25 protein-coding genes, 1 pseudogene and 1 riboswitch are annotated in these 26,347 nt (G+C 62.8%); of the genes and pseudogenes, 15 read left to right on the top strand and 11 right to left on the bottom strand.

Going from position 1 to position 26,347, the window contains the following annotated elements; genetic code table 11:
- The 6 genes and pseudogenes from UW3_RS29500 to UW3_RS0112625 form a co-directional block, all read left to right on the top strand.
- Nucleotides 1-232, top strand: a pseudogene (locus UW3_RS29500) (thiamine-phosphate kinase); the annotation flags it as partial.
- Entirely contained in the window at nt 229-732 is a 504-nt protein-coding gene (locus tag UW3_RS0112605) for a phosphatidylglycerophosphatase A family protein (RefSeq protein ID WP_010222846.1), read from the top strand. The pseudogene UW3_RS29500 and the gene UW3_RS0112605, both read left to right, overlap by 4 nt.
- Before the next feature lie 12 nt (nt 733-744).
- Entirely contained in the window at nt 745-1,497 is a 753-nt protein-coding gene (locus UW3_RS0112610; protein WP_010222847.1) for a substrate-binding periplasmic protein, read from the top strand.
- Nucleotides 1,498-1,610: 113 nt separating this feature from the next.
- Nucleotides 1,611-2,228, top strand: a complete 618-nt coding sequence (gene ribA / locus UW3_RS0112615; protein WP_010222848.1) for a GTP cyclohydrolase II — start codon at nt 1,611-1,613, stop codon at nt 2,226-2,228.
- Nucleotides 2,225-2,644 (top strand): hypothetical protein, encoded by a 420-nt coding sequence (locus UW3_RS0112620; RefSeq protein WP_010222849.1) that lies wholly within the window; start codon nt 2,225-2,227, stop codon nt 2,642-2,644. Before ribA ends, UW3_RS0112620 begins: the two co-directional genes overlap by 4 nt.
- Nucleotides 2,644-3,453 (top strand): cobalamin-binding protein, encoded by an 810-nt coding sequence (locus UW3_RS0112625; protein WP_010222850.1) that lies wholly within the window; start codon nt 2,644-2,646, stop codon nt 3,451-3,453. The genes UW3_RS0112620 and UW3_RS0112625 overlap by 1 nt, the downstream gene beginning before the upstream one ends.
- On the opposite strand, the gene UW3_RS0112630 is transcribed toward UW3_RS0112625, so the two are convergent.
- The 4 genes from UW3_RS0112630 to UW3_RS0112645 all read right to left on the bottom strand — a co-directional run bounded on the left by UW3_RS0112630 (nt 3,431) and on the right by UW3_RS0112645 (nt 8,563).
- Nucleotides 3,431-5,284, bottom strand: a complete 1,854-nt coding sequence (locus UW3_RS0112630) for a TonB-dependent receptor domain-containing protein (RefSeq protein ID WP_010222851.1) — start codon at nt 5,282-5,284, stop codon at nt 3,431-3,433. The two genes, UW3_RS0112625 and UW3_RS0112630, sit on opposite strands and share 23 nt — an antisense overlap.
- Nucleotides 5,285-5,391: 107 nt before the next feature.
- The gene (gene dxs / locus UW3_RS0112635) at nt 5,392-7,290 is read right to left on the bottom strand and encodes a 1-deoxy-D-xylulose-5-phosphate synthase (RefSeq protein ID WP_010222852.1); all 1,899 of its coding nucleotides are present in this window, start codon (nt 7,288-7,290) and stop codon (nt 5,392-5,394) included.
- A 146-nt stretch (nt 7,291-7,436) separates the two neighbouring features.
- Complete coding sequence (ispA, locus tag UW3_RS0112640; RefSeq protein ID WP_010222853.1) at nt 7,437-8,324, bottom strand: (2E,6E)-farnesyl diphosphate synthase; 888 nt, start codon at nt 8,322-8,324, stop codon at nt 7,437-7,439.
- On the bottom strand, nt 8,321-8,563 hold the full coding sequence (locus tag UW3_RS0112645) for an exodeoxyribonuclease VII small subunit (protein ID WP_010222854.1): 243 nt from the start codon (nt 8,561-8,563) through the stop codon (nt 8,321-8,323). The genes ispA and UW3_RS0112645 overlap by 4 nt, the downstream gene beginning before the upstream one ends.
- A 243-nt stretch (nt 8,564-8,806) precedes the next feature.
- Here UW3_RS0112645 and UW3_RS0112650 point away from each other — a divergent pair, with 243 nt between their 5' ends.
- From UW3_RS0112650 to UW3_RS0112660, 3 genes are read left to right on the top strand one after another with little or no spacing between them, the layout of a single operon-like run.
- Nucleotides 8,807-10,210, top strand: a complete 1,404-nt coding sequence (locus UW3_RS0112650; protein WP_010222855.1) for an MBOAT family O-acyltransferase — start codon at nt 8,807-8,809, stop codon at nt 10,208-10,210.
- Entirely contained in the window at nt 10,197-11,318 is a 1,122-nt protein-coding gene (locus UW3_RS0112655; protein ID WP_010222856.1) for an SGNH/GDSL hydrolase family protein, read from the top strand. The genes UW3_RS0112650 and UW3_RS0112655 overlap by 14 nt, the downstream gene beginning before the upstream one ends.
- Nucleotides 11,318-12,523, top strand: coding sequence for an SGNH/GDSL hydrolase family protein (locus UW3_RS0112660; RefSeq protein WP_010222857.1), 1,206 nt, complete (start codon nt 11,318-11,320; stop codon nt 12,521-12,523). Before UW3_RS0112655 ends, UW3_RS0112660 begins: the two co-directional genes overlap by 1 nt.
- A 212-nt stretch (nt 12,524-12,735) precedes the next feature.
- Here the strand turns inward: UW3_RS0112660 and ribB are convergent, their stop codons facing one another.
- From ribB to rtcR, 3 genes are all read right to left on the bottom strand, one after another.
- Nucleotides 12,736-13,386, bottom strand: a complete 651-nt coding sequence (gene ribB / locus UW3_RS0112665; RefSeq protein ID WP_026001301.1) for a 3,4-dihydroxy-2-butanone-4-phosphate synthase — start codon at nt 13,384-13,386, stop codon at nt 12,736-12,738.
- A 79-nt stretch (nt 13,387-13,465) separates the two neighbouring features.
- Nucleotides 13,466-13,609: riboswitch (FMN riboswitch) on the bottom strand.
- 67 nt (nt 13,610-13,676) lie between these two features.
- Entirely contained in the window at nt 13,677-14,765 is a 1,089-nt protein-coding gene (locus tag UW3_RS0112670) for an alpha/beta hydrolase (protein ID WP_010222859.1), read from the bottom strand.
- A 70-nt stretch (nt 14,766-14,835) separates the two neighbouring features.
- A complete protein-coding gene (gene rtcR / locus UW3_RS0112675; protein ID WP_010222860.1) occupies nt 14,836-16,428 on the bottom strand; it encodes an RNA repair transcriptional activator RtcR in 1,593 nt (530 codons plus the stop codon).
- Nucleotides 16,429-17,025: 597 nt separating this feature from the next.
- Between rtcR and UW3_RS0112685 the strand changes: the two genes are divergently transcribed.
- Genes UW3_RS0112685 through UW3_RS29505 form a run of 4 tightly spaced genes read left to right on the top strand, consistent with a single transcriptional unit; the run spans nt 17,026 to nt 21,349 of the window.
- Nucleotides 17,026-18,171: a slipin family protein gene (locus tag UW3_RS0112685; RefSeq protein WP_010222861.1), complete on the top strand. Its 1,146-nt coding sequence runs from the start codon at nt 17,026-17,028 to the stop codon at nt 18,169-18,171.
- Nucleotides 18,172-18,225: 54 nt separating this feature from the next.
- Nucleotides 18,226-19,431: an RtcB family protein gene (locus UW3_RS0112690; RefSeq protein WP_010222862.1), complete on the top strand. Its 1,206-nt coding sequence runs from the start codon at nt 18,226-18,228 to the stop codon at nt 19,429-19,431.
- A gap of 39 nt (nt 19,432-19,470) precedes the next feature.
- Nucleotides 19,471-20,268, top strand: a complete 798-nt coding sequence (locus tag UW3_RS0112695; protein WP_010222863.1) for a nucleotidyltransferase domain-containing protein — start codon at nt 19,471-19,473, stop codon at nt 20,266-20,268.
- A gap of 49 nt (nt 20,269-20,317) precedes the next feature.
- On the top strand, nt 20,318-21,349 hold the full coding sequence (locus UW3_RS29505) for a DUF6708 domain-containing protein (protein ID WP_010222864.1): 1,032 nt from the start codon (nt 20,318-20,320) through the stop codon (nt 21,347-21,349).
- Here the strand turns inward: UW3_RS29505 and UW3_RS0112705 are convergent.
- Complete coding sequence (locus UW3_RS0112705) at nt 21,321-22,226, bottom strand: DMT family transporter (RefSeq protein ID WP_010222865.1); 906 nt, start codon at nt 22,224-22,226, stop codon at nt 21,321-21,323. The two genes, UW3_RS29505 and UW3_RS0112705, sit on opposite strands and share 29 nt — an antisense overlap.
- Before the next feature lie 97 nt (nt 22,227-22,323).
- Between UW3_RS0112705 and UW3_RS0112710 the strand changes: the two genes are divergently transcribed.
- The gene (locus UW3_RS0112710; protein WP_026001303.1) at nt 22,324-23,211 is read left to right on the top strand and encodes a LysR family transcriptional regulator; all 888 of its coding nucleotides are present in this window, start codon (nt 22,324-22,326) and stop codon (nt 23,209-23,211) included.
- Here the strand turns inward: UW3_RS0112710 and UW3_RS0112715 are convergent.
- From UW3_RS0112715 to UW3_RS0112725, 3 genes are all read right to left on the bottom strand, one after another.
- Nucleotides 23,192-23,806, bottom strand: coding sequence for a glutathione S-transferase family protein (locus tag UW3_RS0112715; protein WP_010222867.1), 615 nt, complete (start codon nt 23,804-23,806; stop codon nt 23,192-23,194). The genes UW3_RS0112710 and UW3_RS0112715 overlap by 20 nt on opposite strands.
- 62 nt (nt 23,807-23,868) lie before the next feature.
- The gene (locus UW3_RS0112720) at nt 23,869-24,300 is read right to left on the bottom strand and encodes an Lrp/AsnC family transcriptional regulator (protein WP_010222868.1); all 432 of its coding nucleotides are present in this window, start codon (nt 24,298-24,300) and stop codon (nt 23,869-23,871) included.
- Between the two features lie 62 nt (nt 24,301-24,362).
- Nucleotides 24,363-24,992: a LysE family translocator gene (locus UW3_RS0112725; protein ID WP_010222869.1), complete on the bottom strand. Its 630-nt coding sequence runs from the start codon at nt 24,990-24,992 to the stop codon at nt 24,363-24,365.
- Between the two features lie 223 nt (nt 24,993-25,215).
- Between UW3_RS0112725 and UW3_RS27865 the strand changes: the two genes are divergently transcribed.
- Nucleotides 25,216-26,037 (top strand): NUDIX hydrolase, encoded by an 822-nt coding sequence (locus UW3_RS27865; RefSeq protein ID WP_010222870.1) that lies wholly within the window; start codon nt 25,216-25,218, stop codon nt 26,035-26,037.
- Nucleotides 26,038-26,347: the final 310 nt, after the last annotated feature.

A 26,347-nucleotide genomic window follows, 5' to 3' on the forward strand; every position in this document is an offset into this window, starting at 1 on the left:
GGCTTTGCTCGGCCGCGAAGGCGCGCAACAGGCGGCACTGGCCGGGGGCGATGATTACGTCCTGGCCTTCACCCTGCCCGAAGCCGAACTGGCGCCCCTGCTGGCGGCCGGCTGGCCCATCCATGTGGTCGGGCGCGCCAGTGCCGGCAGCGGCGTGCGCCTGCTCGATGATTGCGGCCAAGACATCACCCCGCAGATCCGGGGCTATCAACATTTTAAGGAGACACCGTGACCGATCACCCCAAACAGGTGCCTGCGGAGTTCGTTCCGCCGTCGGTCTGGCGCAACCCCTGGCACTTCCTGGCCTTCGGCTTCGGTTCCGGGACCTTGCCCAAGGCGCCGGGAACCTGGGGCTCGCTGGTGGCTGTGCCTTTTATCCCGTTGTGGCAGATGCTGCCCGACTGGGGCTACTGGCTGATGCTCGGCCTGACCATGCTGTTCGGCGTCTGGTTGTGTGGCAAGGTCGCCGATGACCTGAAAGTGCACGACCATGAAGGGATCGTCTGGGACGAAATGGTCGGCATGTGGATTACCCTGTGGTTGGTGCCAGAAGGTTGGCTCTGGCTGCTGGCGGGTTTCTTGATGTTCCGTTTCTTCGACATCCTCAAGCCCTGGCCGATTCGCTGGGTTGACCGTCATGTCCATGGCGGGGTCGGGATCATGCTCGACGATGTGCTGGCAGGCGTATTTGCCTGGCTGGGCATGCAGGTCCTGGTATGGAGTTTCACCTGAGGGAGCGGGGCGATGACGGGATGGCGGCTGTTGCTGTTGCTGCTGGTTGTGACAGCGGGTGTGGTCAAGGCGGCAGACGCACCCTTGGCGATGCCTGGCCAGGTCCGTCTGGTCAGTGAGGAGTGGCTCGACTACACCAACGCCGATGGCAGTGGCCTGGCCTGGGACGTGCTGCGCAAGGTGTTCGAACCCGCCGGGGTCAAGGTCCGCACCCAAGGTGCGCCGTACAGCCGCGCGGTAGGCCTGGTCAAACGCGGTGAAGCGGATGCCTGGGTCGGCTCCTATCACGAAGAAAACGCCGACAACCTCTACCCGCGCTGGCATTTCGATATGGATCATATCTATGCCCTGGGCCTGGCAAGCCGTCCGGTCCCCAGCCAGCAGAACCTCGGCCAATACCGTCTGGCCTGGGTGCGCGGCTATGACTACAAGAACTACCTGCCCAATGTCGGCCATTTCCGTGAGATCCAGCGCCGGGAAGGGATCCTGCCGATGCTTGAGCATGATCGTGTCGACTTCTATATCGATGCCCTGACCGAAGTCGACAATGTACTCGGTCAGGCTGCCAAGCCTGAATTGTTCCGTCGCAGCCACCTGGCCGAGCTGCCGCTGTACCTGGCCTTTGGCCGCACCGCCGAGGGCAAGGCATTGCGTGCCTTGTTCGATCAGCGTATGGACAAACTGGTGGCCAGTGGTGAATTACGAGCGATTTTCGCGCACTGGCAACAGCCATATCCATTCGACGGGGCGGGCAAGCGCCACTAGGCGTTATCGAACTTCTCGATCTGTTTGCCCAGTAATTCAGCCTAAGCAGCCGCGCCACGCTGCTGATACAATCGGCCCACGTCAATTTTCAAGTTACTGATCAGGAGCACAACGTGCCCGTCGTTTTTGTTGCCGCTTCCAAGCTGCCTACCCCGTTTGCGACCTTCACCATGCATGGTTTTCTCGATGAAGCCACCGGCCGCGAGCACGTCGTGCTCAGCCTGGGTGATGTGGCCGACGGGCAGCCGGTGCTGGGGCGCCTGCATTCCGAATGCCTGACCGGCGATGCCTTGTTCAGCCAGCGCTGTGACTGCGGTTCGCAACTCGAGGCGGCCCTGCAGGCAATCGCCCGCGAAGGCCGCGGCGTGCTGCTGTACCTGCGCCAGGAGGGCCGTGGTATTGGCCTTCTGAACAAGATCCGCGCCTACGAGCTGCAAGATGGCGGCGCCGATACCGTCGAAGCCAACGAGCGCCTGGGGTTTGCCGCCGACCAGCGTGACTATGGCATGTGCCAGCCGATGCTCGAGCACCTGGGGGTCAAGTCGCTGCGGCTGATGACCAACAACCCGCGCAAGGTCAAGGCCCTCACCGGCATGGGTATCCCGGTTGCCGAGCGCGTGCCGCTGCACACCGGCCACAACCCGCATAACAAACACTACCTGGCGACCAAAGCCGGCAAGCTCGGCCACATGATGGGCAACGAGCACCAGGGCGAGGCCGGACGGGCGTGACCCGCGCCGAGGTGCGTCGCCGTCTGCAACTGGCCTGGTGGCAGTACCTGGCGGTGGCGCTGGCGCCATTGCTGGTGTTTGCCTGGGCCTTTGCTGACCTGCAGGCGCTGATCCCGATCCTGGCCATGCCGATGTTCATCGCCGGCGTGGCGTCGATGTTCCTCAGCCTGCCGCGCTTTGGCGCCTACAAGCATGCGCTGATTGCCACCCAGAAAAGCTTGAACAGTGATGACGAGCCTGGCGCCTGGATCGAGCTGGCGCGTATCCGGCGCCTGGGCATGCTGTTCGGTTGCCTGCCGGCCTGGGTCGCCGCGCTGTCGGTGTTCGTCGGCCTTGAGGCGGTGCCACAGGTTCTCCTGGCGATCTCCAGTGTGGTCCTGCTCTACCTCTACCGTATCCCTCGCCAGCTCGGCTGATGCGCCGCTACCTGTGGCTGTTGCTGCTAGCCCTCGGCATGCCGCTGGCGGCGGCGCCGCGGGTGGTCAGCCTGGCGCCTTCGATCAGCGAAATCCTCCTCGACCTGCAGGCCGGCGATCTGCTGGTGGGCATGGCCGAGTGGAGGGAGCGTCCTGCGCAATTGAGCGATGTGCCGTTGGTTGGCCGCTACGGCCAGCTGGACATGGAGCGCCTGCTCAGCGTGCGCCCGGACCTGGTGCTGTACTGGCCGGGCAGCGTGCCGGCGGCTCAGCGTGAGCAGCTTGAACGTCTTGGTATTCCGCTCTACAGCGTCGACGTCCACGAGCTGGATGACCTGGTTTCCCAGGTCGACGAGATTGGCGTGCGGATCGGGCGCAAGGCGCAGGGCGCGCAGTTGTCCGTTGCCCTGCGCCAGCGCCTTGCCGCGCTGCGCCAGCAGTACCGTCGCGAGCGGCCACTGACGGTGTTCTATCAGGTCTGGGACAAGCCGCTGTATACCGTCGGTGGTTACCAGATCATCTCCGATGCCTTGAGCGTCTGCGGCGCGCGCAACCTGTTTGCCGATCTCACCCAGCCGGCGCCACAGGTCAACCTTGAGACCGTGCTGGCGCGTAATCCCCAGGTTATCCTCGCCGCCGATCAGCCCCAGCTCGATGCCTGGAAGGCCTGGCCGCAGGTCGCGGCAGTGCGTGACGGTCTGCTGCTGCAGGTGCCGGATAAAGGCCTGGAGCGCCCCAGCGGGCAGATGATCGAAGCGACGGCGAAGCTGTGTGCGCTGCTGCAGGCTAAAGTGCCGGTGTCCAAGTGACGCCCAGCAGCCAGGTGCGGCCCTCTTCGCGGTAGTCGCGGTAGCCTGCGCCATAGCTGTACTGCGCACGGCTGTAGGTTTTATCCAGCAGGTTATCGGCCTTGAGCTCCAGGCGGAGCTCGCGGCTGAGGCTCCAACTGCTGCGTAACCCAAGCAAACCGTAGCCAGCCAGCGTCCTGGTGTTGTCCGCGTCGGCGTAACTGCTGCTGACCGCCTGCCAGCTGGCGCCGAGGCCCAGGCGATCGAACTGGCGATCCAGGTCCAGGCTCAGGGTGCGGCGGGCGCGGCGTTCCAGAGTGTGCCCGGAATCGCGGTCACGCGGATCGATCAGCGCCAGGCCGAGGTTGCTCTGCCAGCCGAACCACTCCTGATGCAGACTGGCTTCGAAACCGTTGATGCGTGCCGAGCCGACGTTGTGCGGAATGAAGTTGGGGCCCAGGGAGATCGCATTGCGCAGGTCCGTGCGGTACAGCGAGGTCTCCAGCCGCGTGGTCTCACTCAGTTGGCTGCGCCATTGCAACTCGTAGCTTTTCGAGCGTTCGGGCTTGAGGTCGGGGTTGCCGAAGTCCGGGTAGTAGAGGTCGTTGAAGGTCGGTGCGCGCAAGCCTTCGCTGTAGGACAGCAGCAGGTCGTTGTCGGCGTTGAGCGGCAGGCCGAGGCTGGCGCTCCAACTGTTCTGGCTACCGAACTGCTGGTTCTGGTCGCGGCGCACGCCCACTTCGCTGCTGAAGCTGTCGCCCTTGTAGCGATGTTGCACGAAAGCGGCGCGGTTCCAGCGGCTGTCTTCGTCCAGGGGTGTGCTGGCGTGCAGGCGGTCCTGGTACCAGTCGCCACCCAGCAGCAGGTTGTTGTGTTCGTCGAGGCTCAGGTCATTCTGCCAGTTCAGCGAATCGCGATAGGTGTTGAACTCGCTACCGCCCGGTTGCAGCGAGTCGCGCTTGGTATCGCGGTTCTCGCTGTGGCCCAGTTCCAGGCGTGAATGCCAGATATCGCTGAGCTGAGCGTCGGCATAGGTGCCGATGCTGCTGAGGTTGAAATCGGTATAGGGCTGGCTGTGGTCGCCGAACAGGTTGTCGTATTCGCTGCGCCCGTGGCTGTCGAGCCAGTTCAGGCCCAGCTCCAGTGAGTCGCTGGCGACATGGCTGAGGTTCAGGCTCAGGCTCTTGTTGCGGTAGGCATCGTGATCGCCGTTGGCGGCGAAGGACTCGCGGGTGGCGTTGATGCCGGCGGTTTCGTCCAGGCCGGCAGCGAGGTTGAAACGGGTGCGTTCATCGCCGCCCGAGAGGCCGACGTCACGTTGCCAGGTCTTGTTGCTGCCACCGGCCAGGTGCAGGCGGGGTTGCAGGCCGGGCTTGCTGGCACGGCGGGTAAAGATCTGGATCACCCCGCCAATCGCATCGCTGCCGTAGATCGCCGAGCGCGAACCGCGCAACACTTCGACCCGCTCGATCTGATCGATATTGAGAAACTGCAGGCCACTGTCGCCGGATGAGGTGTTGGCGATGCGCACACCATCGACCAGCACCAGGCTCTGGGCCGACTTGGTGCCGCGAATGAAAATGCCGGGCAAGCTGCCGCGCCCGCCGGTGCGCGAGACCTGAACGCCGGGTACCCGGGTCAGCAGGTCAGTGACGCTGGAAGGCTGCAGGCGATCGATGTCGTCACGGGTGAACACGGTGTTGGCGGCGCTGGTTTGGCTGCGGTCTTCGACCTGGCGGTTGGCGCTGATGAGCGTGTTGGGCAGCTTCAGGGCGCTTTCGCGGTCGATGGGCTCGGCCAGCAGGGTGGTCGGCAATAGCAGGAGTGGGGCTACCAGGCGCAGGGATTTCATGGGCAGTTCCATTGCTATCGCTGGCAAGCCAGCTCCCACAGGTTCTGCATGCGCTGTACTTGTGGGAGCTGGCTTGCCAGCGATGAGGCCGGTTAAGGCCCCGAAGATCACAGACCGAGCAGTTGCATCCGCTGGCGCACCGAAGCCTCGATCCCGGCAGCATCCAGGCCGCATTCGGCGAGCATCTGTGCAGGCTTGGCATGCTCGACATACACATCCGGCAGGCCCAGGTGCAGCATCGGCTTGAGCACGGCTTCGCGGGCGAGGAACTCGCTCACCGCAGCACCAGCGCCGCCCATGATGGCGTTCTCTTCGATGGTCACCAGCAGGTCGTGGCTGCCGGCGATTTCACGCACCAGCGCCTCATCCAGCGGTTTGACGAAACGCATGTCGACCACGGTGGCGTCGATCTGCTCGGCAACCTTCAGGGCTTCGCTCAACTGCACACCGAATACCAGCAGGGCGACCTTGCTGCCCTGGCGGCGAACGATGCCCTTGCCGATTTCCAGCGGCTCGAGGCTGTTCTCGATGGGCGCGTTCGGGCCGCTGCCGCGTGGGTAGCGCACGGCGGCCGGGCCGTTGTACAGGTGGCCGGTGCTGAGCATCTTGCGCAGCTCGTTCTCGTCGCTCGGGGTCATCACCAGCATGCCGGGGATGCAACGCAGGAACGACAGGTCGAAGCTGCCCGCATGGGTCGGACCGTCTTCGCCAACCAGGCCGGCGCGGTCGATGGCGAACAGCACGTCGAGGTTCTGTACCGCGACGTCGTGGATCAACTGGTCGTAGGCACGCTGCAGGAAGGTCGAATAGATCGCCACCACCGGCTTGGCACCTTCGCACGCCATGCCCGCCGCCAGGGTTACCGCGTGCTGTTCGGCAATGGCAACGTCGAAGTAGCGATCCGGGTAGCGCTCGCTGAAGGCCACCAGGTCGGAGCCTTCCTTCATGGCCGGGGTGATGCCGACCAGGCGCTGGTCAGCCGCAGCCATGTCGCACAGCCATTGGCCGAATACCGCGGAGTACTTTGGCCCGCCGGCTTTTTTCGGCGCGGCGGCGGGTTTGTCCACAGGCTCGAGCTTGGTGATCGCGTGGTAGCCGATCGGGTCGACTTCGGCCGGGGCGAAGCCCTTGCCCTTCTTGGTCACCACGTGCAGGAACTGCGGCCCCTTGAGGTCGCGCATGTTGCGCAGGGTGGTGATCAGGGTCGGCAGGTCGTGGCCATCGATCGGGCCGATGTAGTTCCAGCCCAGCTCTTCGAACAGGGTGCCGGGTACCAGCATGCCCTTGGCGTATTCTTCGGTGCGGCGGGCGATTTCCCAGGCGCCCGGCAGGCGCGAGAGGACCTTCTTGCTGCCCTCGCGCATGCTCGAGTAGGTGCGGCTGGAGAGGATCTTGGCCAGGTAGTTGGACAGGCCACCGACATTGCGCGAAATCGACATGTCGTTATCGTTGAGGATCACCAGCATGTCGGCATCGACTTCCTGGGCGTGGTTCAACGCCTCGAAGGCCATGCCGGCGGTCAGTGCGCCGTCGCCGATCACGGCAATGGACTTGCGCGGATCGTTCTGCAGGCGGGCGGCGATGGCCATGCCCAGGGCAGCACTGATCGAGGTGCTGGAGTGACCGACACCAAAGGTGTCGTACTCGCTCTCGGCGCGGCGCGGGAAGGCGGCCAGGCCGTCCTTCTGGCGCAGGGTGTGCATGCGCTGGCGGCGACCGGTGAGGATCTTGTGCGGATAGGCCTGATGACCGACGTCCCATACCAGACGATCGTCCGGGGTATCGAAGACGTAGTGCAGGGCGATCGTCAGCTCGATGACGCCCAGGCCGGCACCGAAATGCCCGCCGGTCTGACCAACGGTATAGAGCAATTCCTGGCGCAACTCGTCGGCCAGGCTCTCCAGGTCGGCTTCAGCCAGGCGGCGCAGGCCGGCAGGCGTATCGGCACGGTCAAGCAGCGGCGTGACCGGGCGTTCGCGGGGGATCTCTTGAAACGTCGTGGGCATCAGGCGAATCGTTATAGATATGAAGTGGCGGCAGTTTACCTTATTGCGGTGTTGGCTGCCCATTGACTGGTAGAGCAGGGGCCTTTGGCCCCTATCGCCGGCAATGCCGGCTCCCACAGGGGTTTGCTCGGTGATACCAGTGCTGCTTAGTTGCGGCGCTCGACAATGTAGCGCGCCAGCTCGCGCAGCGGCTCGGCCGCCGCGTCAAACGGACGCAGGGCATGCAGGGCCTGGTCGCGCAGTTCCAGGGCGTAGGCCTTGGCCGCGTCGAGCCCGAGCAGGGCCGGGTAGGTCGGCTTGTCGCGGGCGATGTCGGCGCCCTGGCGCTTGCCCAGGGTCTGGGTGTCGCTTTCGACGTCGAGGATATCGTCCTGGACCTGGAAGGCCAGGCCGATGGCCTGTGCATAAGTTTGCAGGGCCTTGAGCTGGGTCTGGTCGGCGCGGGCACTGGCCAGGGCGCCGAGCTTGACGCTGGCCTCGATCAGCGCGCCGGTCTTGTGCCGGTGCATGAACTCCAGCGCCGTCTGGTCGAGCTTGAGGCCCACCGAACCCAGGTCGATGGCCTGGCCGCCGACCATGCCGGCAGGGCCGGCCGCCAGCGCCAGGGCCTGGACCATGGCCAGGCGGATGCTGTCCTGCTGCGGGCTCAGTTGCGGGTCGAGCAGGGCGCTGAAGGCCAGGCTCTGCAGACCGTCACCGGCGAGAATCGCGCAAGCTTCGTCAAATGCCTTGTGGGTGGTTGGCTGGCCACGGCGCAGGTCGTCGTCGTCCATGGCCGGCAAATCGTCGTGCACCAGCGAATAGGCGTGAATCAGCTCGACCGCGCAGGCCGCGCCGTTGGCCTGTTCCGGGGCGGCACCAAGGGCTTCGCACGCGGCATAGGCAAGCAGTGGGCGAACCCGTTTGCCGCCGTTCATGACGCTGTAGCGCATGGCCTCATACAGGCGGGTGAGCTCCACCGAGGGGGCGATAAACAGTTGTTCGAGGGCGGCGTCGACCCGTGCCTGGCAGCTGGCCTGGTATGCGCGGATCATTCTGGCTGGTCCGCATCGAACGGCTCGGCGGCCAGTTCTCCGTCGCGCGCGAGCAATACCTGAACCTTCTGTTCGGCCTGAGCCAGGGCGCTCTGGCAGTCGCGGGTCAGGCTGATGCCTTGTTCGAAGGCGGTCAGCGAGTCTTCCAGCGACAGCTCGCCGTTCTCCAGGCGCTCGACCAGGGCTTGCAGGTCGGCGAGGGATTGCTCGAAATCAATGGAGGCTTTTTTTCGGGCCATGGCGGCTGTCTCGGTGGCAGTGTAAACGGCGCGACACTAGCAGAGCGGGGCGGGGGGAGCAAATCGATAGGGGCGATCTTTCGTCGCATTCTGTTGCACAAAGGCCGCCGGTGAAGTCTTGATTTTTCTGCAGAGCTCGCATTGTGAGGGGTTGTGGCTCTCTGCCATAATCGCGCCCGCTTTACCCCGCGGGTTTCTCGCGGTGAAGCCTCCTATTTCTGTTGTCACGTAATGGACTACGTTGTGAGCTTCCTTTCGATCGAGTTCGGCCTCTGCTTCACACTGTTTTTCATCGTCTACTGGAGCCTGTGCTGGAGCGTTCGCCTGCAGAACGTCCTGCTGCTGGCGGCCAGTTATGGGCTGGTGGCCAGTTTCAGCTTCAACTCCTTGTATATCCTGCTCGGCTACAGTGCCCTGGTGTACCTGCTCGGCCTGGTCGGTGAGCGTTACCCCGGCCGGCGCTTCAGCTATTTGCTGGTGTTGCTGCTGGTGCTGGGTTGCTTCTACCTGTTCAAGTACCAGGAATTCTTTGTCGGCGGCGTGCAGGGCGCCCTGGCCAGTGCCGGGCTGGAGGTGTCGCTGCCGGTGCTGGAAGTGCTGGTGCCGATCGGTCTGTCGTTCTATGCCTTTCACTCGGTCAGCTACCTGGTGTCGATCAACCGCCGCGAGATGCCCTCGGCCTCAGCGTTTGACCTGGCCCTGTACCTGGCGTTCTTCCCCAGCCTGATTGCCGGCCCGGTCAATCGCGCCAGCCACATGCTGGCGCAGATTCGCTCGAGCCGCATCCGTGAAGTGCTGGAGCCGCAACGGGCGCTGGGCCTGATCGCCCTGGCGGTGGTAAAGCTGTTCTTTTGCAGTGCCTGGCTGGCCAGTGAATGGGTCGACCCGGTGTTCGAGACCCCGGGCAGCTATTCGCCCGAGCAGATCCTGCTGAGCGTGTATGGCTACAGTTTCCTGATCTATTTCAACTTCAGCGGCTACACCAACCTGGTTACCGGCATCGCCTTGCTGCTGGGCTTTCGCCTGCCTGACAACTTCAATGCACCCTATGCCGCGCACAACCTCAAGGAGTTCTGGGGGCGCTGGCATATCAGCCTGTCGCTGTTCATTCGCGACTATGTCTACATCCCCCTGGGTGGTAACCGCCAGGGCGTGTGGCGCGGCAACCTGAACATGCTGCTGGCGATGCTGATTTCCGGCCTGTGGCACGGGGCGAGCATCAATTTCATTATCTGGGGCGCGCTGCACGGTATCGGCCTGGCGCTGTACAAGGCCTCGACCTACATCTTGCCGCAGCCGATGCGCTGGCCGGGCGCGGGGTTGGCGGCGCGCTTGCTGACCTTCCACTATGTGGCCTTCGCCTGGATCTTCTTTCGCAGCGCGAGCCTCGATGAAGCCATGGAGATGCTCGCCGGTATCGGCGGGCTGAGCCTTCAGGGGCTGTTCTCCAGCACCGGCCTGCTGTTGCTGGTGAGCGTGCTGTATGTCGCCGTCTACCCGCAGTTGCTGGCGCTGCTGCGCCAGTTTTTCGCAACCACCACGCGCTTGCCCTGGCAGCTGTATCCGATACCGCTGGGGTTGTTCATTTCCTTGGTCATTTTTGCTTCGCAATCGGGCGTGCCGGGGTTCATCTATGCAAGCTTCTAATGCCGGTCGTTTGCTGGCCGCGCAAACTGGCGCGGCCAAGGCCCTGTACGCCATTGTCATCACCACCCTGTTGCTGTTCTGGCTGAACCAGGATTCGATCAGCCTGTATTGCCAGCAGAAGTACCACCAGAGCTGCGAATTGCCGGTGCTCGGGCAGAGCCCGGCCTGGCGCCTGGGTGGCAACCTGACCCATGCCCTGGGCGATGCCCGCGACAGCTTCATCGACAGCCTGGAGAAACGTAGCGAGCCGGTGCTGGTGGCCAAGGTTGAGGCCAGCGACACAATCGAACTGCCCGCGCCGGTTCAGGTGGTTGCGGTGCACCTGGACAAGCCGCCGGTTGCAGTCCCCGCCCCCGTCAGCAAGCCGGCTGCAGTCAAGGTCGCGGCACCTGCTGTTGCACCTGCACCTGCAGCGCAGGTCGCCCAGGCGCCCTTGCAAGCGGGTACCGTGGTGTCCCTGGCGGCCGGCGATGAAGTATTCCTGGTTGGCGATTCGCTGATGCAGGGCGTTGCTCCGCACCTGGCCAACAGCCTGCGCAAGCGCTACCAGATCAAGAGCGTCAATCTCAGCCGGCAAAGCACTGGCCTGGCCTATCCTGGGTTCTTCAACTGGCCGCAGACCGTGGCCAAGACCCTGGAAAGCGAGCCGAACATTCGCCTGATGGTAATCTTCCTCGGCCCCAACGACCCCTGGGACATGCCCCAGGGCAAGGGCAAGCCGTTTTTGCGTTTCAAATCGCCGGAGTGGGAAGTCACCTACCGCCAGCGTATCGATTCGATCCTCGACCAGGCCCGCGCGCACAATGTGCAGGTGATCTGGGTCGGCCCGCCGAACATGCAAAAGCCCAAGCTGTCTACTGCCATGGCTTACCTGAGCGGGCTCTATGAGCAGCAGACCGGCCTGTATCAACAGCATTACGTCTCGGCCAACCCGGTGCTCGGTTACAACGACGACAGCTTCTCCTATACCTTGCAGAACAGCCAGGGCAAGCGGATCAAGACCCGGGTCGATGACGGCATTCATTTCACCACCACCGGACAGAAGCTGATCTCGGAACGAATTCTCTCGATGATCGCCTTTCCCGGCCTCACTGTAACGGGACACTGATGCGTCGACTGCACAACATTCTGGGGCTGGCCCTGCTGATCTGTGCGCTGCCGGGCTGTAGCCCGGTGGCGGCGGTCAATACCACGGCCAGGCCCGCCACCTCGGCGGCCAAGGCCCCGACCCACCGCGTCGATGGCAACCTGGCGGTGCTGGCGGGCAAGTTCAAGAACGCCAATCGCGCGCCAATCAATATCATCCAGTTTGGCGACTCGCACACCGCCGCAGACCTGTTCAGCGGCGAGATGCGTCGCTTGTTGCAAGCGCGTTATGGCGACGGTGGTATCGGCCTGATCGCCGCCTCGCCCGTGTCGGGCACCCGCTATGAGCAGGTCATTCTGAAAACTGCCAAGCGTCAGTGGGAGCTGGTGTCGGCACGTAATCAGCAGAGTACCCAGTTCCCGCTCGGGGGGTACTTGTCGGTGCCGATGGCGGCCAACCCCAGCGTGCGTATCGAGGCTCGTGAGCCCACTGCGCAGCGCTATCGAGTCCAGGCCCTGTACCAGGCACGGGAGAGCAGCACCCTGGTGCTGCGCGACGGCCGCGGGCGCAACCAGCGCATGCTGGCGGCAACCGGCGGGCAATGGCGTTTCGGCCCGCAGGTCGGCAACCTTGGCCTGCCGCTGGACCTGACCCTCAACAGCCGGCCCGGCACGCTGCTGGGTGGCTGGTATATCCAGGGCCAGAAAAATGCCGGGGTGATCTATTCGGCGCTGGGCATCAATGGCGCGCGCCTTGAGGTGCAAGACAAGTGGCAGGCTGGCTGGCAGGACAACCTCAAGACCCTGCGCCCGGACCTGGTGATTCTTGCCTACGGCACCAACGAAGCCTTCGATGACACCCTTGACCTCGCCCTGTACCAGGCGCAACTGCGCAATACCCTCAAGCGCCTGCGCCAGGACCTGCCGCGGGCAGTGGTGCTGCTGGTTGGTCCGCCGGACTCGATCAAGCAGCGCAAGGCACGCAGCTGCGCCGCGCGCCAACCGCAGCAACTGGCCCAGGTGATCCGTATCCAGCGTCAGGCGGCCAAGCAGGCCAATGCCCTGTTCTGGGACTGGCAAGCGTACATGGGGGGGCAGTGCTCAATTGCCGGCTGGCAGGCTTCGGGCCTGGCCCGGGGGGATTTGGTGCACCTGACTGCGGACGGCTACAAGAAAAGCGCTGCAGGCCTGCATGACTTTTTGCGCACGCAGCTGGGCTTGAAGTAAGGCAGAAAAAAATAGAGGCGGGGACAACCTCGGGTTGGCTTGCGGGGCCCCATGAAGTCGTCTTCCCGCCTCTTCAATAGAGGCAGATCCGGGTGCATGTCACTGCACCCGCTCAGCACGATACGGCTGCCTTGAATCAGCCGCGATTCACACCTCTGCATTCACCTTAGTAGCTGTCTGCAAGGCTGTAAATTTTCTCGAACACAAATTTTTCAGGCGCTTTCCAGTGCCGGGGTCAGCGCTGCCTGGCGGTAGCGCGCCAGCTCGTCAATGGTCAGAACCGGCAGCGAGTATTGCTTGGCGTACACCGCCACCTGCTCGCCACGGGCCATGCTGCCGTCGGGGTTCATCAGTTCACAGAGCACCGCTGCCGGGCGCAAGCCCGCCAGGCGTGCGAGGTCTACCGAGCCTTCGGTGTGGCCGCGGCGGGTGAGTACGCCGCCATCGCGCGAGCGCAGGGGGAACACATGGCCAGGGCTGACAATGCGCATGTCTGCGCTGGTCGAGTCCAGTGCGGCCTGGATGGTGGTGATGCGGTCCTGGGCCGAGACGCCGGTGGACACACCTTCAGCCGCTTCGATGGTCACGGTGAAACCGGTGCCATGGCGCGCGCGGTTGTTCGGCACCATCGGTGCCAGCGACAGCTCGTCAACGGTGGTTTCATCCAGGCACAGGCAGACGATACCGCTGCAATCGCGGATCATCATGGCCATGGTTTCCAGGCTGATGTTTTCGGCGGCGGCAATGATATCTGCCTCGTCCTCGCGGTCGTCGTCATCCAGCAACAGCACGGGTTTACCGGCCTGGTAGGCGGCGACAGCAGCAGCGACGTTAGGGAATTGCTTGCGGTGCAAAGGGGACATGAAACGCTCCTCGTAAGTGATCGATGAACGTTTCAGGGCGAACAAAATGCGTGCGCCAGGGCGCATGTTGGCCCTGACCTGACGCCTTCTTTCATCCGGACTATGACCGTCGGCTCTGGAGTCTCACCAGATCTGCTGACCCTCGGCCAAAGGCCGAGGCGCTCGCGGGCTCATCTTTCGATTTACCGCCGGTGGGGACTTGCACCCCGCCCTGAAGACCGGCCAAGCATACATCAGAGTGCCATCAGGTTTGCAAGTCCCAGCCTTACGACCTAGGTCTAATTCGGACCTCACAGGCCCAGGGCGTAATCCAGGTAGCCTGGGTAGACCTTGCGCCAGTCATCCTGGAAGGTGTGGCCTTCAGGGTGTTCATGGCTCTGCACCTTGTTGTTGCTGGCGAAGGCTTTCTCGGTGGTAGCGGTCAGTTGCAGGTTGCTTTCATGCTCCTGGGCACCGTGGACCACGACCAGGCGCTTGTCCTTGGCCTTCTGCACGGTGAACGGGATCTTGAAGCCGCCTGGCGACAACAGTACTGCGCCGCTGTAGTTCTGCGGGTACTGGGCGATCAGGTGCGCCGCGTGTTCGGCACCTTGGGAGAAGCCGATCAGGGCGACTTTCGAGCGGTCGATGCGGGTGTCTTTTTCCAGTTTCTTCAGGGCTGCGGCTACCGCCTGTTCGGTCGGCTCAACCGAATGCTGCTGCCACATGAACTGGTGAGCATCACGCTTGAGGGTGCCATTCAATGCCACCAGCACCGCCTTGTCGCCGACCAGGTCAGCACGCATGTTGGTGCCATTGACGCCTTCGGTGCCGAAGCCTGCCAGCCATACCACCACCGGCCAGCCGCCGGCCGGCGCCTTGCCTTCAGGGATGCTGAACGCAGCGAGGCCGGCGTCCTTGGCCTGGGTCGGGTAGTTTTTCTCGGCGGTCTGCAGCAGCTTCTGGTAGGCCGGGTCATTTTTCATTGGCTCCAGCTCGTCGTCTTCCTTGAGGATCACGGCTTGCCAGAAACCGCGCTCGCGGGCTTCGTCGAGGTACTGCGCGGCCAGTTCCGGGCTGTCCATGGACGACAGCGCGGCAGCGGCCTGGTAGGCGGCGAAGGCATTCTTCGGGTCCAGGCGGGCGGCAGTCAGGTAGAAGGCCAGGGCGCCGGCATAGTTGTCGTGCTCGCTCTTTTCCTTGTCGCCGGCGTCCATGAACTCGGCCGGGGTGGCGTCGTTGAGGTACAGGTTGGCCATGGCGGCCATGCCTTGCCAGCGGCCCTTGTGCAGGGCCTGGTCGGTGGCTTCGTCGGCGTAGGCGGTGGTGGCAGCGAGGCTGAGGCCGGCCAGCAGGCCGAAGGAGCAGAGGTGCAGGCGGGTAGCTGTCAGCAATGACATGGCCGAGAGTCCTTTTCCGGTAGTGCTCGGCCAGGTGCGGCCGAAGAGGGCGCGAATTCTAGCACCCTGGTCAGTCCTTGAGTTGATTCCAGTCCAGGCCAAAGCGCGCCAGGTACTTGCGCAAGCGGTCGGCATCGTTGGGTTTGTCTTTCTCCAGGCGCGACACATCGAACAGCTGGCGCCCGGCCTCGGACAGGGTGCGGGCGTTGCGGCATACATTAAGCACGGCGTGCAGTTGCAGGCGGTCGAACTGGTCCAGCGCCTTGTCGCCGAGCAATGCATCGAGCGGATTCGCTCCCTGCTCCAGGCCCCAGGCGCGTTGCAGGCGCCCGATCTCCTCCAGCACCAGCGCTTCGTCGATGCGCCCGCTGTCGGCCAGGGTCGCCATGCGCGTGATCGAGGCCGACAGCTCGCGGAAGTTGCCGGCCCAGCGGGCTTGTGGCGAGTTGGCAAAGGCCAGGTAGCGGCGCTTGGCTTCAAGGTTGAAGCGCACCTGGCGGTTCTGCTCGCGGGCATGGCGCTGCAGTTCGAAATCGATGTTTGGCTCGATGTCTTCGCGGCGCCCGGCCAGGCCCGGCAGCTCGAAGGTCCAGAGGTTGATGCGGGCGTACAGGTCTTCACGAAACAGCCCTTCGGCCACCCGGCTGCGCAGGTCGCGGTGGGTACCGGCGATCAGTTGGAAGTCGCTTTCCACTTCGCGGTCCGAACCCAGCGGGAAGAAGCGCTTTTCTTCGATGGCCTTGAGCAGCATGGCCTGCTCGTCGGCGCCCAGCTCGCCGATTTCATCGAGGAACAACATGCCGCCATCGGCGGCGCGCAGCAAACCGTCGCGGGCATTCTGGGCGCCGGTGAAGGCGCCTTTACTGTGGCCGAACAGCGCCGACATGGCGCCGTCGCCGCGCAAGGTGGCGCAGTTCACTTCAACAAAGCGGCCCTCCAGTTGGTGGCGGCCGCGCTTGAGTTCATAGATGCGCCGGGCCAGGAAGGATTTACCGGCGCCGGTAGGGCCGACCAGCAGCATCGGTGCCCGCGAGCGCAGGGCCACTCGTTCGATCTGCTCGATGGAGCGGTTGAAGGCGGCGTTGCGGGTGGCGATACCGGCCTTGAGAAAGTTCAGGCTGTCGGCCTGCTCGCGTTGGAAGCGTGAGGCGATGTGATCGTAGCGCGACAGGTCGAGGTCAATCAGTGTGCTGGTGCCGGCCGGGTCGGCGGTGTCCTCCTTGCCGCGGGCTGGCGAGGTCTGGATCAGCCGCGCCGGCAGGTAGCGTGCTTCGGTAAGCAGGAACCAGCAGATCTGCGCCACGTGGGTGCCGGTGGTGATGTGGACCAGGTAGTCCTCATGCTCGGTATCGAAAGGGTAGGCGCTGGCAAAGTCGTGCAGCGCGCTATAGACCTCCTCGAAGTCCCAGGGATTACGCAGGACCATGGGCTGCAGGCGCACCTCGGTGTGTGGCGAGATGCTCTGGATGTCGTCACGTATGCGCTCGGCCAGGCCCAGATCGCGGGCGCTGGTGCCGTGGATCAGTTCCAGGCGATCGATAGGCGTGTGCGCTTGCTGGCACAGGCTGATGGTCGGTCGCCAGCGCTGCCAGCGCGCCGCGCCCTTGCCGTTGCGATCAAGGGTGGTGCCGAGAAAGCCGATGGCGACGCTGCGTTTGCCCATGTCTGTTTAGCTCAAAAGATAAATACGTATCTCATCATATATAAATAAATTGATTCATGCGGGGGCGGAGGAGCCTAAAATTTACGGCCTAAAAAATAAATTCCTTATAAATCAATAAGATAAAAATATTTTTGATTCTGATTTTGAAACCTGGCACGCCCCTCGCAATATCTCCCTCGACCGCATCGCCAAGCTGGCCAACGGGACGGGGTTTATGTCCCCGCCGGTGCACGAGCCCACCCCAGGTGTAGGTGTCGTGCATGCCGCCGCCGCAACGAGCAGTCGATAGCGTGGCTCCTCACGGAGACGCTGGTCTCGAGGCCTGACTCGAACCTTACATACCCTCCAAGGTATCTCGAATGTTGTACCCGCCGGTGGGGCGTAGCCAGGGAAGGCTGCAAGGTGCGCAAGGAGCGCACAACGCCCACCGCCGATTTGCCCGGCTTGCCGGCCGGGCCCGGAGCAAGGCAGTTGCCGGACCGCAGGACGCGGTCAGTGGACAGGATGTCCCGGCAACTGGCTCCTCCGGGCCACGCCCGCAACGCTCGGCTCTTTGGCAACACCGGCACCAAGGATTAATTGCACAGGATGACCAAGATGAAACTGTTGAAACGCTTTATCGTGAAAAAGAACGAACGCGGCCTGCTGTTCTGCGAAGGCGACTTTGTGTCGATTCTCGAACCTGGCGTGCACAAGCGTTTCGACCTGCACAACCGGCTGACGGTAGAAACCTTCAGCCTCAATACTTCGCTGTTCGAACATCGCCTGGCCGGCTACCTGCGTCAAAGCGAGCCGGCTCTGGTCGAGCAGTATTTCGAACGCATGGACCTGGCGGAAAACGAAGCCGGCCTGCGTTTTGAAGACGGCGCCCTGGTCGAGTTGCTGGCCCCGGGCAGCCGCCAGCTGTACTGGAAAGGCCAGAGCGCGCAGACCCTGCAGCGCATCGACCTGAGCCAGACCTATCGCCTGGATACCAGCCTGGTGGCCCAGCTTAACCAGCCCAAATTGCGCGGCCGCAGCCTGGCCGGGCTGGAGGCGGTGTTGCTGTCGGCGGTGCCGGCGTTCCACGTCGGTGTGCTCAAGGTCGATGGCGTGGTGGAAGAGTTGCTGGGAGCCGGGCAGTACGGCTTCTGGCGCTTCAACCGCCAGGTCAGTGTCGAGTTGGTCGATATGCGTATCCAGGCCATGGAAATCAGCGGGCAGGAGATCCTCACCCGCGACAAGGTCAGCCTGCGCCTGAATCTTGCGGCCAACTGGCGCTACAGCGATGTGCTCGGTGCGTTCGCGCAGTTGAGCAAGCCGCTGGAGCATCTTTACCGCGAGGTGCAGTTCGGCCTGCGGGCGGCGGTGGGTACTCGTACCCTCGACGAGCTGCTGGAAAACAAGCAGTTGATCGACGATTCGGTCAGCCAGTACCTGCAGGACAAGCTCATTGGCAGCGGCATCGAAGTCAGCGGCCTGGGGGTACGCGACATCATCCTCCCGGGCGAGATGAAAACCTTGCTGGCGCAGGTGGTGGAGGCGGAGAAAGCGGCGCAAGCCAACGTCATCCGCCGCCGTGAAGAGACCTCGGCGACCCGTTCGCTGCTCAATACCGCCAAGGTCATGGAAGATAACCCGACGGCCCTGCGCCTGAAGGAGCTGGAAACCCTGGAGCGGGTGGCGGAGCGCATCGACCGGATTTCGGTGTTCGGCGGCCTGGATCAGGTGTTGAATGGACTGGTCAGCATCAAGGCCGGATGAAATTTGCCGGGCCCCAGCGGCCCGGCAGCAACAGATAAAAGTGGAAGTACGACAATGAACATTCTCGAAGTGGCCGGCGGCAAGCCGATCAAGCTCTGGACCGACGGCGTCCCGGTGGACGAGGGCGCCCGTGAGCAACTGCTGAACACCGCGAAGATGCCGTTCATCTTCAAGCACCTGGCGGTGATGCCCGATGTGCACCTGGGCAAGGGCTCGACCATCGGCAGCGTGATTCCGACCCTGGGCGCGATCATCCCGGCGGCGGTCGGCGTCGATATCGGCTGTGGCATGATCGCTGCGCGCACCTCGCTGACCGCCAGCGACCTGCCGGACAACTTGCATGGCCTGCGCACTGCAATCGAGAAAGCGGTGCCCCATGGCAAGACCTTTGGCCGTCGCGACCAGGGCGCCTGGGACAGCGTGCCGGCGCTCGCCGACCACGCCTGGCACGACCTGGCCGCGCGCTTCAAGGCGATCACCGACAAGTACCCGAAGCTGGAGAAGACCAACAACCGCCAGCACCTGGGCACCCTCGGCGGCGGCAACCATTTCATCGAGGTCTGCCTGGATGAGGCCAACTGCGTCTGGTTGATGTTGCACAGCGGTTCGCGCGGGGTCGGCAACGCCATCGGCAACCTGTTCATCGAACTGGCCCAGGCCGACATGCGCCAACACATCGCCAACCTGCCGGACCGTAACCTGGCCTATTTCGAAGAGGGCAGCCGGCACTTTGCCGACTACGTCGAAGCGGTGGAGTGGGCCCAGGATTTCGCCCGGCAGAACCGCGCGTTGATGATGCACGCGGTGATCGCCGCCACGCGCAAGGTGATCGGCAAGCCCTTCGAGGCCAACCTCGAAGCGGTCAACTGCCACCACAACTATGTGCAGCGCGAGCGGCATTTTGGCCACGACGTGCTGATCACCCGCAAGGGTGCGGTGTCGGCGCAGAAGGGCGAGCTGGGGATCATTCCCGGGTCCATGGGGGCGAAGAGTTTCATCGTTCGCGGCCTGGGCAACGAGGAATCGTTCTGCTCCTGCAGCCACGGCGCCGGGCGGGTGATGAGCCGCACCCGGGCCAAGCAGGCGTTCACCGTCGAGGATCAGCAACGCGCCACCGCCCATGTCGAATGCCGCAAGGACAAGGACGTGATCGACGAGATCCCCATGGCCTACAAGGACATCGACGCGGTGATGCAAGCCCAGCGCGAGCTGGTGGAAGTGGTGCACACCCTGCGTCAGGTGGTGTGCGTCAAAGGTTAGAGAGGGCGCCTTGAGGCGCCCGACTGCAAGGACACGAACATGAACAAGGAAGACCGTCACCCATTGCCCGGGGCCATGCGCGAGTGGGTGCTTGACGAGTTGCGCCGGGTCGAGCGCGAGCACGACGTTACTGTGCTCTATGCCTGCGAATCCGGCAGCCGCGCCTGGGGCTTTGCCTCTACCGACAGCGACTTCGATGTGCGCTTCATCTACGCCCCGCGCCAGGACTGGTACCTGCGCGTCGACGAGCCGCGCGACGTCATCGAGCGGCCGCTGACCGACGAGCTGGACATCAGTGGTTGGGAGCTGCGCAAGACCTTGAAGCTGCTGCGCAACTCCAACCCGACCCTGCTCGAATGGCTCGGCTCGCCGCTGGTGTACCGCGCTGAACCGGGTGCAGTGGAGTCGCTCCAGGCGCTGGCACTGAATTTCTACAGTGCCCGGGCGGCGCGGCACCACTACCTGTCGATGGCGAAAAAGAACCACCGCGACTTCCTTCAGGGCGCGCAGGTGCGCTTCAAGAAGTACCTCCACGTACTGCGTTCGCTGTTGGCGGTGCGCTGGATCGACCTGGGCCTGGGCATGCCGCCGACAGCTTTTGCCGATCTGCTGGCAGGCACCCTGAGCGAGCCGCAAATGCTCGCCGAGACCGATGAGTTGTTGCGCATCAAGCGCCAGGCCGTCGAAGCCGACTATGGGCCGCGGCGAATGCTGTTGCACTCGTTTATCGACAGCGAGTTGCGGCGTGCCGAAACCTCGCCGACCTTGCCAAGGCTGCGTGGTGATACGCAACTGCTGGATGACTATTTGCGCGATACTGTGCGGCGTTATTCATAGGAAGCGCGCCTGGCGTGTCTTCCCTGTCGAAAGGACTCGGAACGTTTTCATGCCTGACAGCAAATACCAGCGTCTGCCCCATGCCGGAGACTTCGAGCAAGTCTCCGGCACTCAGATCGTCTACCTGTCGCCGAAACCCTTGCCCACCGGGGTAGAGGCCTATAGCTACCGGCATTTGCATCGTGATGCCAATGAGGTCTACCTGGACTTCGGCATTGGTCGGGGCAACTTCGAGTTCATGGCCCGCTGCGGTATTGCCGCCGTCATGGGGGTGGTGAGCTGCGTGGTGATGACGGCGTTTCTCGGAGCCTGGGTGCGGCGTAGGCTTGAGCCGTTCTGGGAGGGGGTCTACGACTTTCTCGCATCGCCGCCCATCTGGGGTTTTATCGGGCTGCTGGCGTTGATGTACGTCGTCATATTTTGCCTGGCCGTGCGCCAGCTCAGCGTCCAGCCACCGATCCGCTTCAATCGCCAGCGACGTGAAGTGGCGATGGTGCCGAAGAAGGGCGCCGCACCCCAGTATGTGCCCTGGGAAGAGGTCATCGCCTGTGTTTCGGCCGGGCAATTGGTCACCGAATACGCGGTGATGCCCGAGTTCAAACTGATGATCGGCCTGCGTGACGCCGACAACGGGAACGTCCTGTGGCTGACCGTGGCCTGTGGCAGCCTGCGCGGTGCAGTGGCCGAATGGGAGGCGATTCGCGCCTACATGGAAGAGGGCCCGGCAGCCTTGCCTGAACCGCCGCCGGAAGAATTTGAAGAGGGCACGGTGGCGTTTTTCCATATGGCCCGCATTGGCTATCGCGACAACTTTCCGTGGCTGCAGTATGTGTTTGGCTTTCTGTTCGTCCAGGCGTTCGGTGGCTGGACCTTGCCGTGCCATCTCTCCAACTGGGTCAACAATCGCCCCAGAGCAACGTTTCCCAAAGTGGTGCGGGAGTGGTCCCGGCCATTGCCGGTGGATCAGCAGGCGGTGCCCAGCGAGGCGCTGGTCAAAGAAAGTGACGAGGTGCGCAAGGCCTTTCGCCGTGGGCAAACCCTGCTGGACTACTTCAAGGTGAAATTTGCCGAGCCGGCCTAGGGCTGGACAAACCCGGCGTCAGGTTCAAGGCCAGCACGCTGCTCAATACCACCAGTGCCCCGAGGACCACCAGCAGTGAAGGTTGTTCGCCGAGCAAAACCGCGGCAATCAATAGTGCGCAGGGTGGGATCAGGTACAGCGCCATGGACGCCCGACTGACGTCCGAATGGCTCAGTACATAAGCCCAGCCGAGGTACGCCAGGGCACTGGGAAATACGCCGAGCAGCAGTACCGCCAGGTTTGCCTGGGGCGGCGCCGCAGTCACTGCAGCGCCAAGGCCTGGCAGGTACACCAGCAACAACGCCGTGCCGGCCCAGAGGGTGTAGCAGACCATGGTCAGGCCGTCGTAACGATGACCGTGAAGTTTCTGCAGGGTGAAGTAGATACTCCACGACAGCGCGGCCAACAGCACCAACAGGCCATGGGCGTCGAGCGCTCCTACTCCGTGATCATCTGCAACGACCATCGCTGCTCCGAGCATACCCAGCACGAGGCATCCCCAGTGCCAGGCGCTGACCTTCTGGCGCAGGACAAAACAGGCAATCAGCAGGCTGAACAAGGGCGTGGACTGCGCCAGCACACTGGACGCCCCGGCACTGATTCCGCGCTGGCCAAAGTTGAGCGCCACATGGTGCAAAAACACCGCGAACAGCCCAAGCAGCATTAACAGCGGCAGGTCCTTGAGCCGTGGCAGGCTGATCCCGCGCCACACTGCGACACTCGCCATGAATACCGAGGCCACGATAAACCGCGCCAGGGCCAGATGACCTGGGTCGTAACCTTGCAGGGCGATATGAATACCGGCGGGTGAGTACGCCCAGCACAACACCACGAACAGAGTCGCCAGGACGATTTTCAGGGATTGGGTGCGTGGCATTGAAAGGCGCTCCAGAGGCAGGGAGCTTCAGTATCAGAAAGGCCTCAACTCACCACAATCGACTTATACTGAGCTGATCGTTCACTTTGGGTGATGTATGGAGTTGATGCAGATTCGCATGTTCAAGACGGTCTACGACACCGGCAGCATCGCCCGTGCAGCCGAGGTGTTGCACTACGTACCGTCGAACATCACCGCGCGGATCAAGGCACTGGAAGAGGAGCTGGGCGTGGCGCTGTTCTTTCGACATGGGCGCGGCTTGAAGATCAGCCCGGCCGGCGAAACCTTCCTCGAATACGCCACCCAGATGCTCGCCCTGGCCGAAGCCTCCAAGGCCGCCTTGAGCCCGCAAGCCGTGCCCAGCGGACGCTTGCGCATCGGCGCCATCGAGTCCTCGGCCAGTGGCCGGCTCCCGCGCTTGCTGGCCGAATACCATGCGCGCTTCCCGCAGGTATCACTGGAGCTGAGCACGGGCACCTGGTCGCAGCTGCTCGATGACGTGCTCAACCATCGCCTCGATGGGGCAATAGTCGCGGTTGAGGTCGAGCGGCCATTGCTCAAGCGCACGCCCATGTACCAGGAAGACCTGGTGCTGATCGCCCCCGAATCCCTGGGGCCGATCCGCAGCGCCGAAGACCTGCAGGGCAAGGCCATTTTCATGTGGCCGGAAGGTTGCCCGTACCGTGCAGCGCTCGAGCACTGGCTGCTCGAGCAGGGGCAAAAGCTGCCGATTGTCGGCATTGCCAGCTATGGCGCCATCGTCAGTTGCGTGAGTGCGGGCGCCGGAGTGTCGCTGGTGCCTCGGGGCATCTTCGAGCAATACCGCAAAGGCGCGGGCTGGAGCGGCCATGAGTTCGCCGAACTCAAGGCCATCAGCAACGCCTTTTACTGGCATGCCCAGGCGGGACGGCATCCGGCGAGGGATGCCTTCGTACAGATGCTGCGCGAGGGGTTGGCGCCAGGCGCTATTCGATCGGGTACTTGAGCATTGCCGGATGCCCTTCAATCTTCTGCGCCAGGCGCTGTACATGCGGATAGTCACTGGCCGCCACCACCTCGGCGCATACGTACTGGGTGAACGACCAGGCCACTGCGGTGGTGATTTCCGCCTGGCTCAAGGGCAGGGTGGGGCACTTGGTCGGCTGTTCGGCAAGCAGCCCGTCGAGCTGCGCATACGCGGCCAGCAACTGCCCGGTCACCCGCTCCAGCCAGGGCGTATGCAGTTTCTCCTGCGGGCGCAGGTTGTGTTCGTAGTAGATCTGCACCGACTTCTCACTGGCCGCCAGCGCCAGGCCGATCACCTGCAAATCGCTGGCGCGGGCCTGAGGTTCCTGCGCCAGGAGCTTTTTCGCCGGCGAGGCCAGGGCTTCGAAGTAATCCAGAATCAGCGTCGAATCCATCAACACCGTGCCGTCGTCGAGCACCAGGCTGGGCGCCTTGACCACCGGGTTGATTGCGGCGAACTCGGCGAAATTGCGGAATACCGACAACGGCTGGTGTTCGAAGCGGATGCCATACAGCTCCAGTGATACCGCAACGCGGCGGACATAGGGGGAATCGAGCATGCCGATCAGTTTCATGAGGCCTCCATTTCAGAAAATTCCAGACTGGGTAGACAGTAGCTGAGGATTGGCACTGCAACTCACGGCATCAGGTTTCGCCGCTCAATGGGTTCGGAAAGCACGATGCTGGTGCGGGTTTCCCCGTAAGGGTTGATCCTGGCAATGATGCTTTCGATATCGGCCATGGACCTTGCGTAGAGCCGGATCAGGTAGGAGTCGTTGCCAGTGACATGCAGGCATTCGACAACTTCGGGGATTTGCTCAAGCAAGGCAATCAACTTGGCCTTGGCCGGCTTGAAGGTGGTCATGCCCACCACCGCTGACACGCCATAACCGAGTTTTACCGGATCGACCTGGGCAGCGTAGCCCTTGATCACCCCGGCCTCTTCGAGCTTGCGCAGGCGCTCGGTGGTGGCGGGAATCGACAGGCCGGCATGGCCTGAGAGTTCGGTGATGGACATCCGTCCCGAGCGCTGCACCGCGGCGAGGATTTTGCTGTCGATTCGGTCCATGTCGATCTCCTCTGCAAGAACCCTGACAGTAGTGAAACTTGCAGGCTTTGAGCAATCTGAAATTAGCCGCCTCGCAGCAGCACACCGGTGATGATCTGGTAGACACCCAGCAAGGTGATGGTCGAAGCGGAAAATACGTTGATCAGCTTCAGCTTCGAGTTTGAAAGTCTCGTGGCGAACAGGGCCGAAAATCCGCTCAACCCCAGCCACCAACCGGCGGAGCCCAGGAAGATGCCTGTGACCATCAATGCAAGGGCATAACTGTTGCTTTGGCCCGCGCCGACGCCATCGCTGATTGCGGCGAATATGGCAATGAACGACAGGATGGTCATCGGGTTGGACAAGGTCAGCAGCAAGGTTGTGGAGTAAGCTCTCCACGGCTTGTAGGGTTCCCCGGATGACCTGCTCGAAGTCGCTTCCGATGTGATGATTCGATAGCCCACATACGCCAGAAAAGCACCGCCGAAAATGCACAGCCAGGGTTTCCAGCCCACTAGGGTTGTGATCAACGCGCTGATCCCCAGCGCCCCGATAAAACCATAGATAGCATCCGCCGTTGCCGCGCCCAACCCGGTGGCGAACCCGGCGCGCCAGCCCTGCGTGAGGCTGCGTTGAATGCACAGCAAGCCGATCGGGCCGACTGGCGCGGCGATGCACAGGCCGATGAGCAGGGATTTCAGGAATAGCAGCATGGTTGAATCTCCGGTGGGCGGTGACTCAAGGCTAAGGCGCGAAGTGGGCTTGGTTAATGTGGGATTGAAGGATTTTTGCGGGAGTGACGGAAGAATTTAAGGTGGTGGCGCCTGCACATGGTCTGGAGGCCCGTAATCTTCTGGGCTCGGAAATCGGCGACGGATGACGTTGCAGGCGTCATTATCATGCCTTCTTGTACCTATCTCGCATTGAGCAACGAATATGACATGGATTATCCCCCAGGCCAGCGCATACGGCGGCGTTCTATTGAACTCCGATGGACAGGTTCTCTTGTGCGAGCCGGCAAATCACCACGACGGCTATGTCTGGACATTTGCCAAGGCGCGCCCGCTCGCTGACGAGGAGCCAGAGCAAACAGCTGTCCGCGCGGTGCGTGTGGACGCGGGGCACGAAGGTAAAGTGATCGGCGTACTCCCTGGGCTCTATGAAGGCGGTACAAGCAAGAATGCTTTTTTTCTAATGATCTCGGGTTTCGCTCACGGCCCGACAGGGGGCCACACCCAAAACACGTGTTGGGCGAGTTTTGAGCACGCGCGCGAACTCATTGGCAAAACAACCAACCCCATCGGTCGCACCCGTGATCTACAGGTGCTTGAGGCTACTCAGCGGTGGTTAGCAAGCAACCGCAAGGGTGTCGTCGCTTTCGAGCAACAAGGCTCAAAAGGCTGGGCGGTCAAGGGCAATTGGCTCACTAAGGAAATGCCAGAGCAATTCGTAACCCTTTCTCTGGATTTTGTTCTCGACGCTGAAGAGGCGTGTGCCATCCGCAAGGGATTTATCCCGTCTGAGATGGAAGAAAAATGGTTCAGTTATTACGTGGACGATGTGCTTTATCAGCATCGTAGCTGGACGGGGGTTCTGGTGGACCGCATCAGGTTTGTCGACGAGGCAGACGGTATTCGGGCAATACAAGCCGATGTGAACCGAGATCAAGAGCAGTATTCGCAAATGGATGATGCGCAAGATATACGGCGCATAGAATCAATGGTTCGAAACCTGGCGAGCCGTAATCGGTTGGTGTAGCCGGCCGATTTCTGAGTACCAACATGCCAATGATGTGGATGCGCGAGCGAGTGCGCATCTGGCGGCTATCGTTGCCGGCTATTGATGGCTGGCTTTTCAACCAGGCATTAAAAAGCCGGCTTGTGGCCGGCTTCCGGGGACGGGCTTGGCTAATTTTTGGTAAGCCGCAACCGCCTTAAAATCGTTGCTCCGGCGCTGGGGCCGGGAGGTGGCGGGCAAGCGGTGGGGTGCCGCGCCAGGGCCGCGGGCGAGCTGGGCCGCCGGGCTAAATGTGCGGCGTAGCATACTGGGATTGGCCAGCGATGCCCAG

Origin of the sequence: Pseudomonas donghuensis (genome assembly GCF_000259195.1) — a bacterium.
Taxonomy (GTDB): domain Bacteria; phylum Pseudomonadota; class Gammaproteobacteria; order Pseudomonadales; family Pseudomonadaceae; genus Aquipseudomonas; species Aquipseudomonas donghuensis.

Excerpts from the sequence above, each read along its gene's own strand:
- UW3_RS0112610 (WP_010222847.1), top strand. The coding sequence starts at position 745 with ATGACGGGATGGCGGCTGTTGCTGTTGCTGCTGGTTGTGACAGCGGGT.
- UW3_RS0112625 (WP_010222850.1), top strand. The coding sequence starts at position 2,644 with ATGCGCCGCTACCTGTGGCTGTTGCTGCTAGCCCTCGGCATGCCGCTG.
- UW3_RS0112630 (WP_010222851.1), bottom strand. The coding sequence starts at position 5,284 with ATGAAATCCCTGCGCCTGGTAGCCCCACTCCTGCTATTGCCGACCACC.
- dxs (WP_010222852.1), bottom strand. The coding sequence starts at position 7,290 with ATGCCCACGACGTTTCAAGAGATCCCCCGCGAACGCCCGGTCACGCCG.
- ispA (WP_010222853.1), bottom strand. The coding sequence starts at position 8,324 with ATGATCCGCGCATACCAGGCCAGCTGCCAGGCACGGGTCGACGCCGCC.
- UW3_RS0112645 (WP_010222854.1), bottom strand. The coding sequence starts at position 8,563 with ATGGCCCGAAAAAAAGCCTCCATTGATTTCGAGCAATCCCTCGCCGAC.
- UW3_RS0112655 (WP_010222856.1), top strand. The coding sequence starts at position 10,197 with ATGCAAGCTTCTAATGCCGGTCGTTTGCTGGCCGCGCAAACTGGCGCG.
- UW3_RS0112660 (WP_010222857.1), top strand. The coding sequence starts at position 11,318 with ATGCGTCGACTGCACAACATTCTGGGGCTGGCCCTGCTGATCTGTGCG.
- ribB (WP_026001301.1), bottom strand. The coding sequence starts at position 13,386 with ATGTCCCCTTTGCACCGCAAGCAATTCCCTAACGTCGCTGCTGCTGTC.
- UW3_RS0112670 (WP_010222859.1), bottom strand. The coding sequence starts at position 14,765 with ATGTCATTGCTGACAGCTACCCGCCTGCACCTCTGCTCCTTCGGCCTG.
- rtcR (WP_010222860.1), bottom strand. The coding sequence starts at position 16,428 with ATGGGCAAACGCAGCGTCGCCATCGGCTTTCTCGGCACCACCCTTGAT.
- UW3_RS0112685 (WP_010222861.1), top strand. The coding sequence starts at position 17,026 with ATGAAACTGTTGAAACGCTTTATCGTGAAAAAGAACGAACGCGGCCTG.
- UW3_RS0112690 (WP_010222862.1), top strand. The coding sequence starts at position 18,226 with ATGAACATTCTCGAAGTGGCCGGCGGCAAGCCGATCAAGCTCTGGACC.
- UW3_RS0112695 (WP_010222863.1), top strand. The coding sequence starts at position 19,471 with ATGAACAAGGAAGACCGTCACCCATTGCCCGGGGCCATGCGCGAGTGG.
- UW3_RS29505 (WP_010222864.1), top strand. The coding sequence starts at position 20,318 with ATGCCTGACAGCAAATACCAGCGTCTGCCCCATGCCGGAGACTTCGAG.
- UW3_RS0112705 (WP_010222865.1), bottom strand. The coding sequence starts at position 22,226 with ATGCCACGCACCCAATCCCTGAAAATCGTCCTGGCGACTCTGTTCGTG.
- UW3_RS0112710 (WP_026001303.1), top strand. The coding sequence starts at position 22,324 with ATGGAGTTGATGCAGATTCGCATGTTCAAGACGGTCTACGACACCGGC.
- UW3_RS0112715 (WP_010222867.1), bottom strand. The coding sequence starts at position 23,806 with ATGAAACTGATCGGCATGCTCGATTCCCCCTATGTCCGCCGCGTTGCG.
- UW3_RS0112720 (WP_010222868.1), bottom strand. The coding sequence starts at position 24,300 with ATGGACCGAATCGACAGCAAAATCCTCGCCGCGGTGCAGCGCTCGGGA.
- UW3_RS0112725 (WP_010222869.1), bottom strand. The coding sequence starts at position 24,992 with ATGCTGCTATTCCTGAAATCCCTGCTCATCGGCCTGTGCATCGCCGCG.
- UW3_RS27865 (WP_010222870.1), top strand. The coding sequence starts at position 25,216 with ATGACATGGATTATCCCCCAGGCCAGCGCATACGGCGGCGTTCTATTG.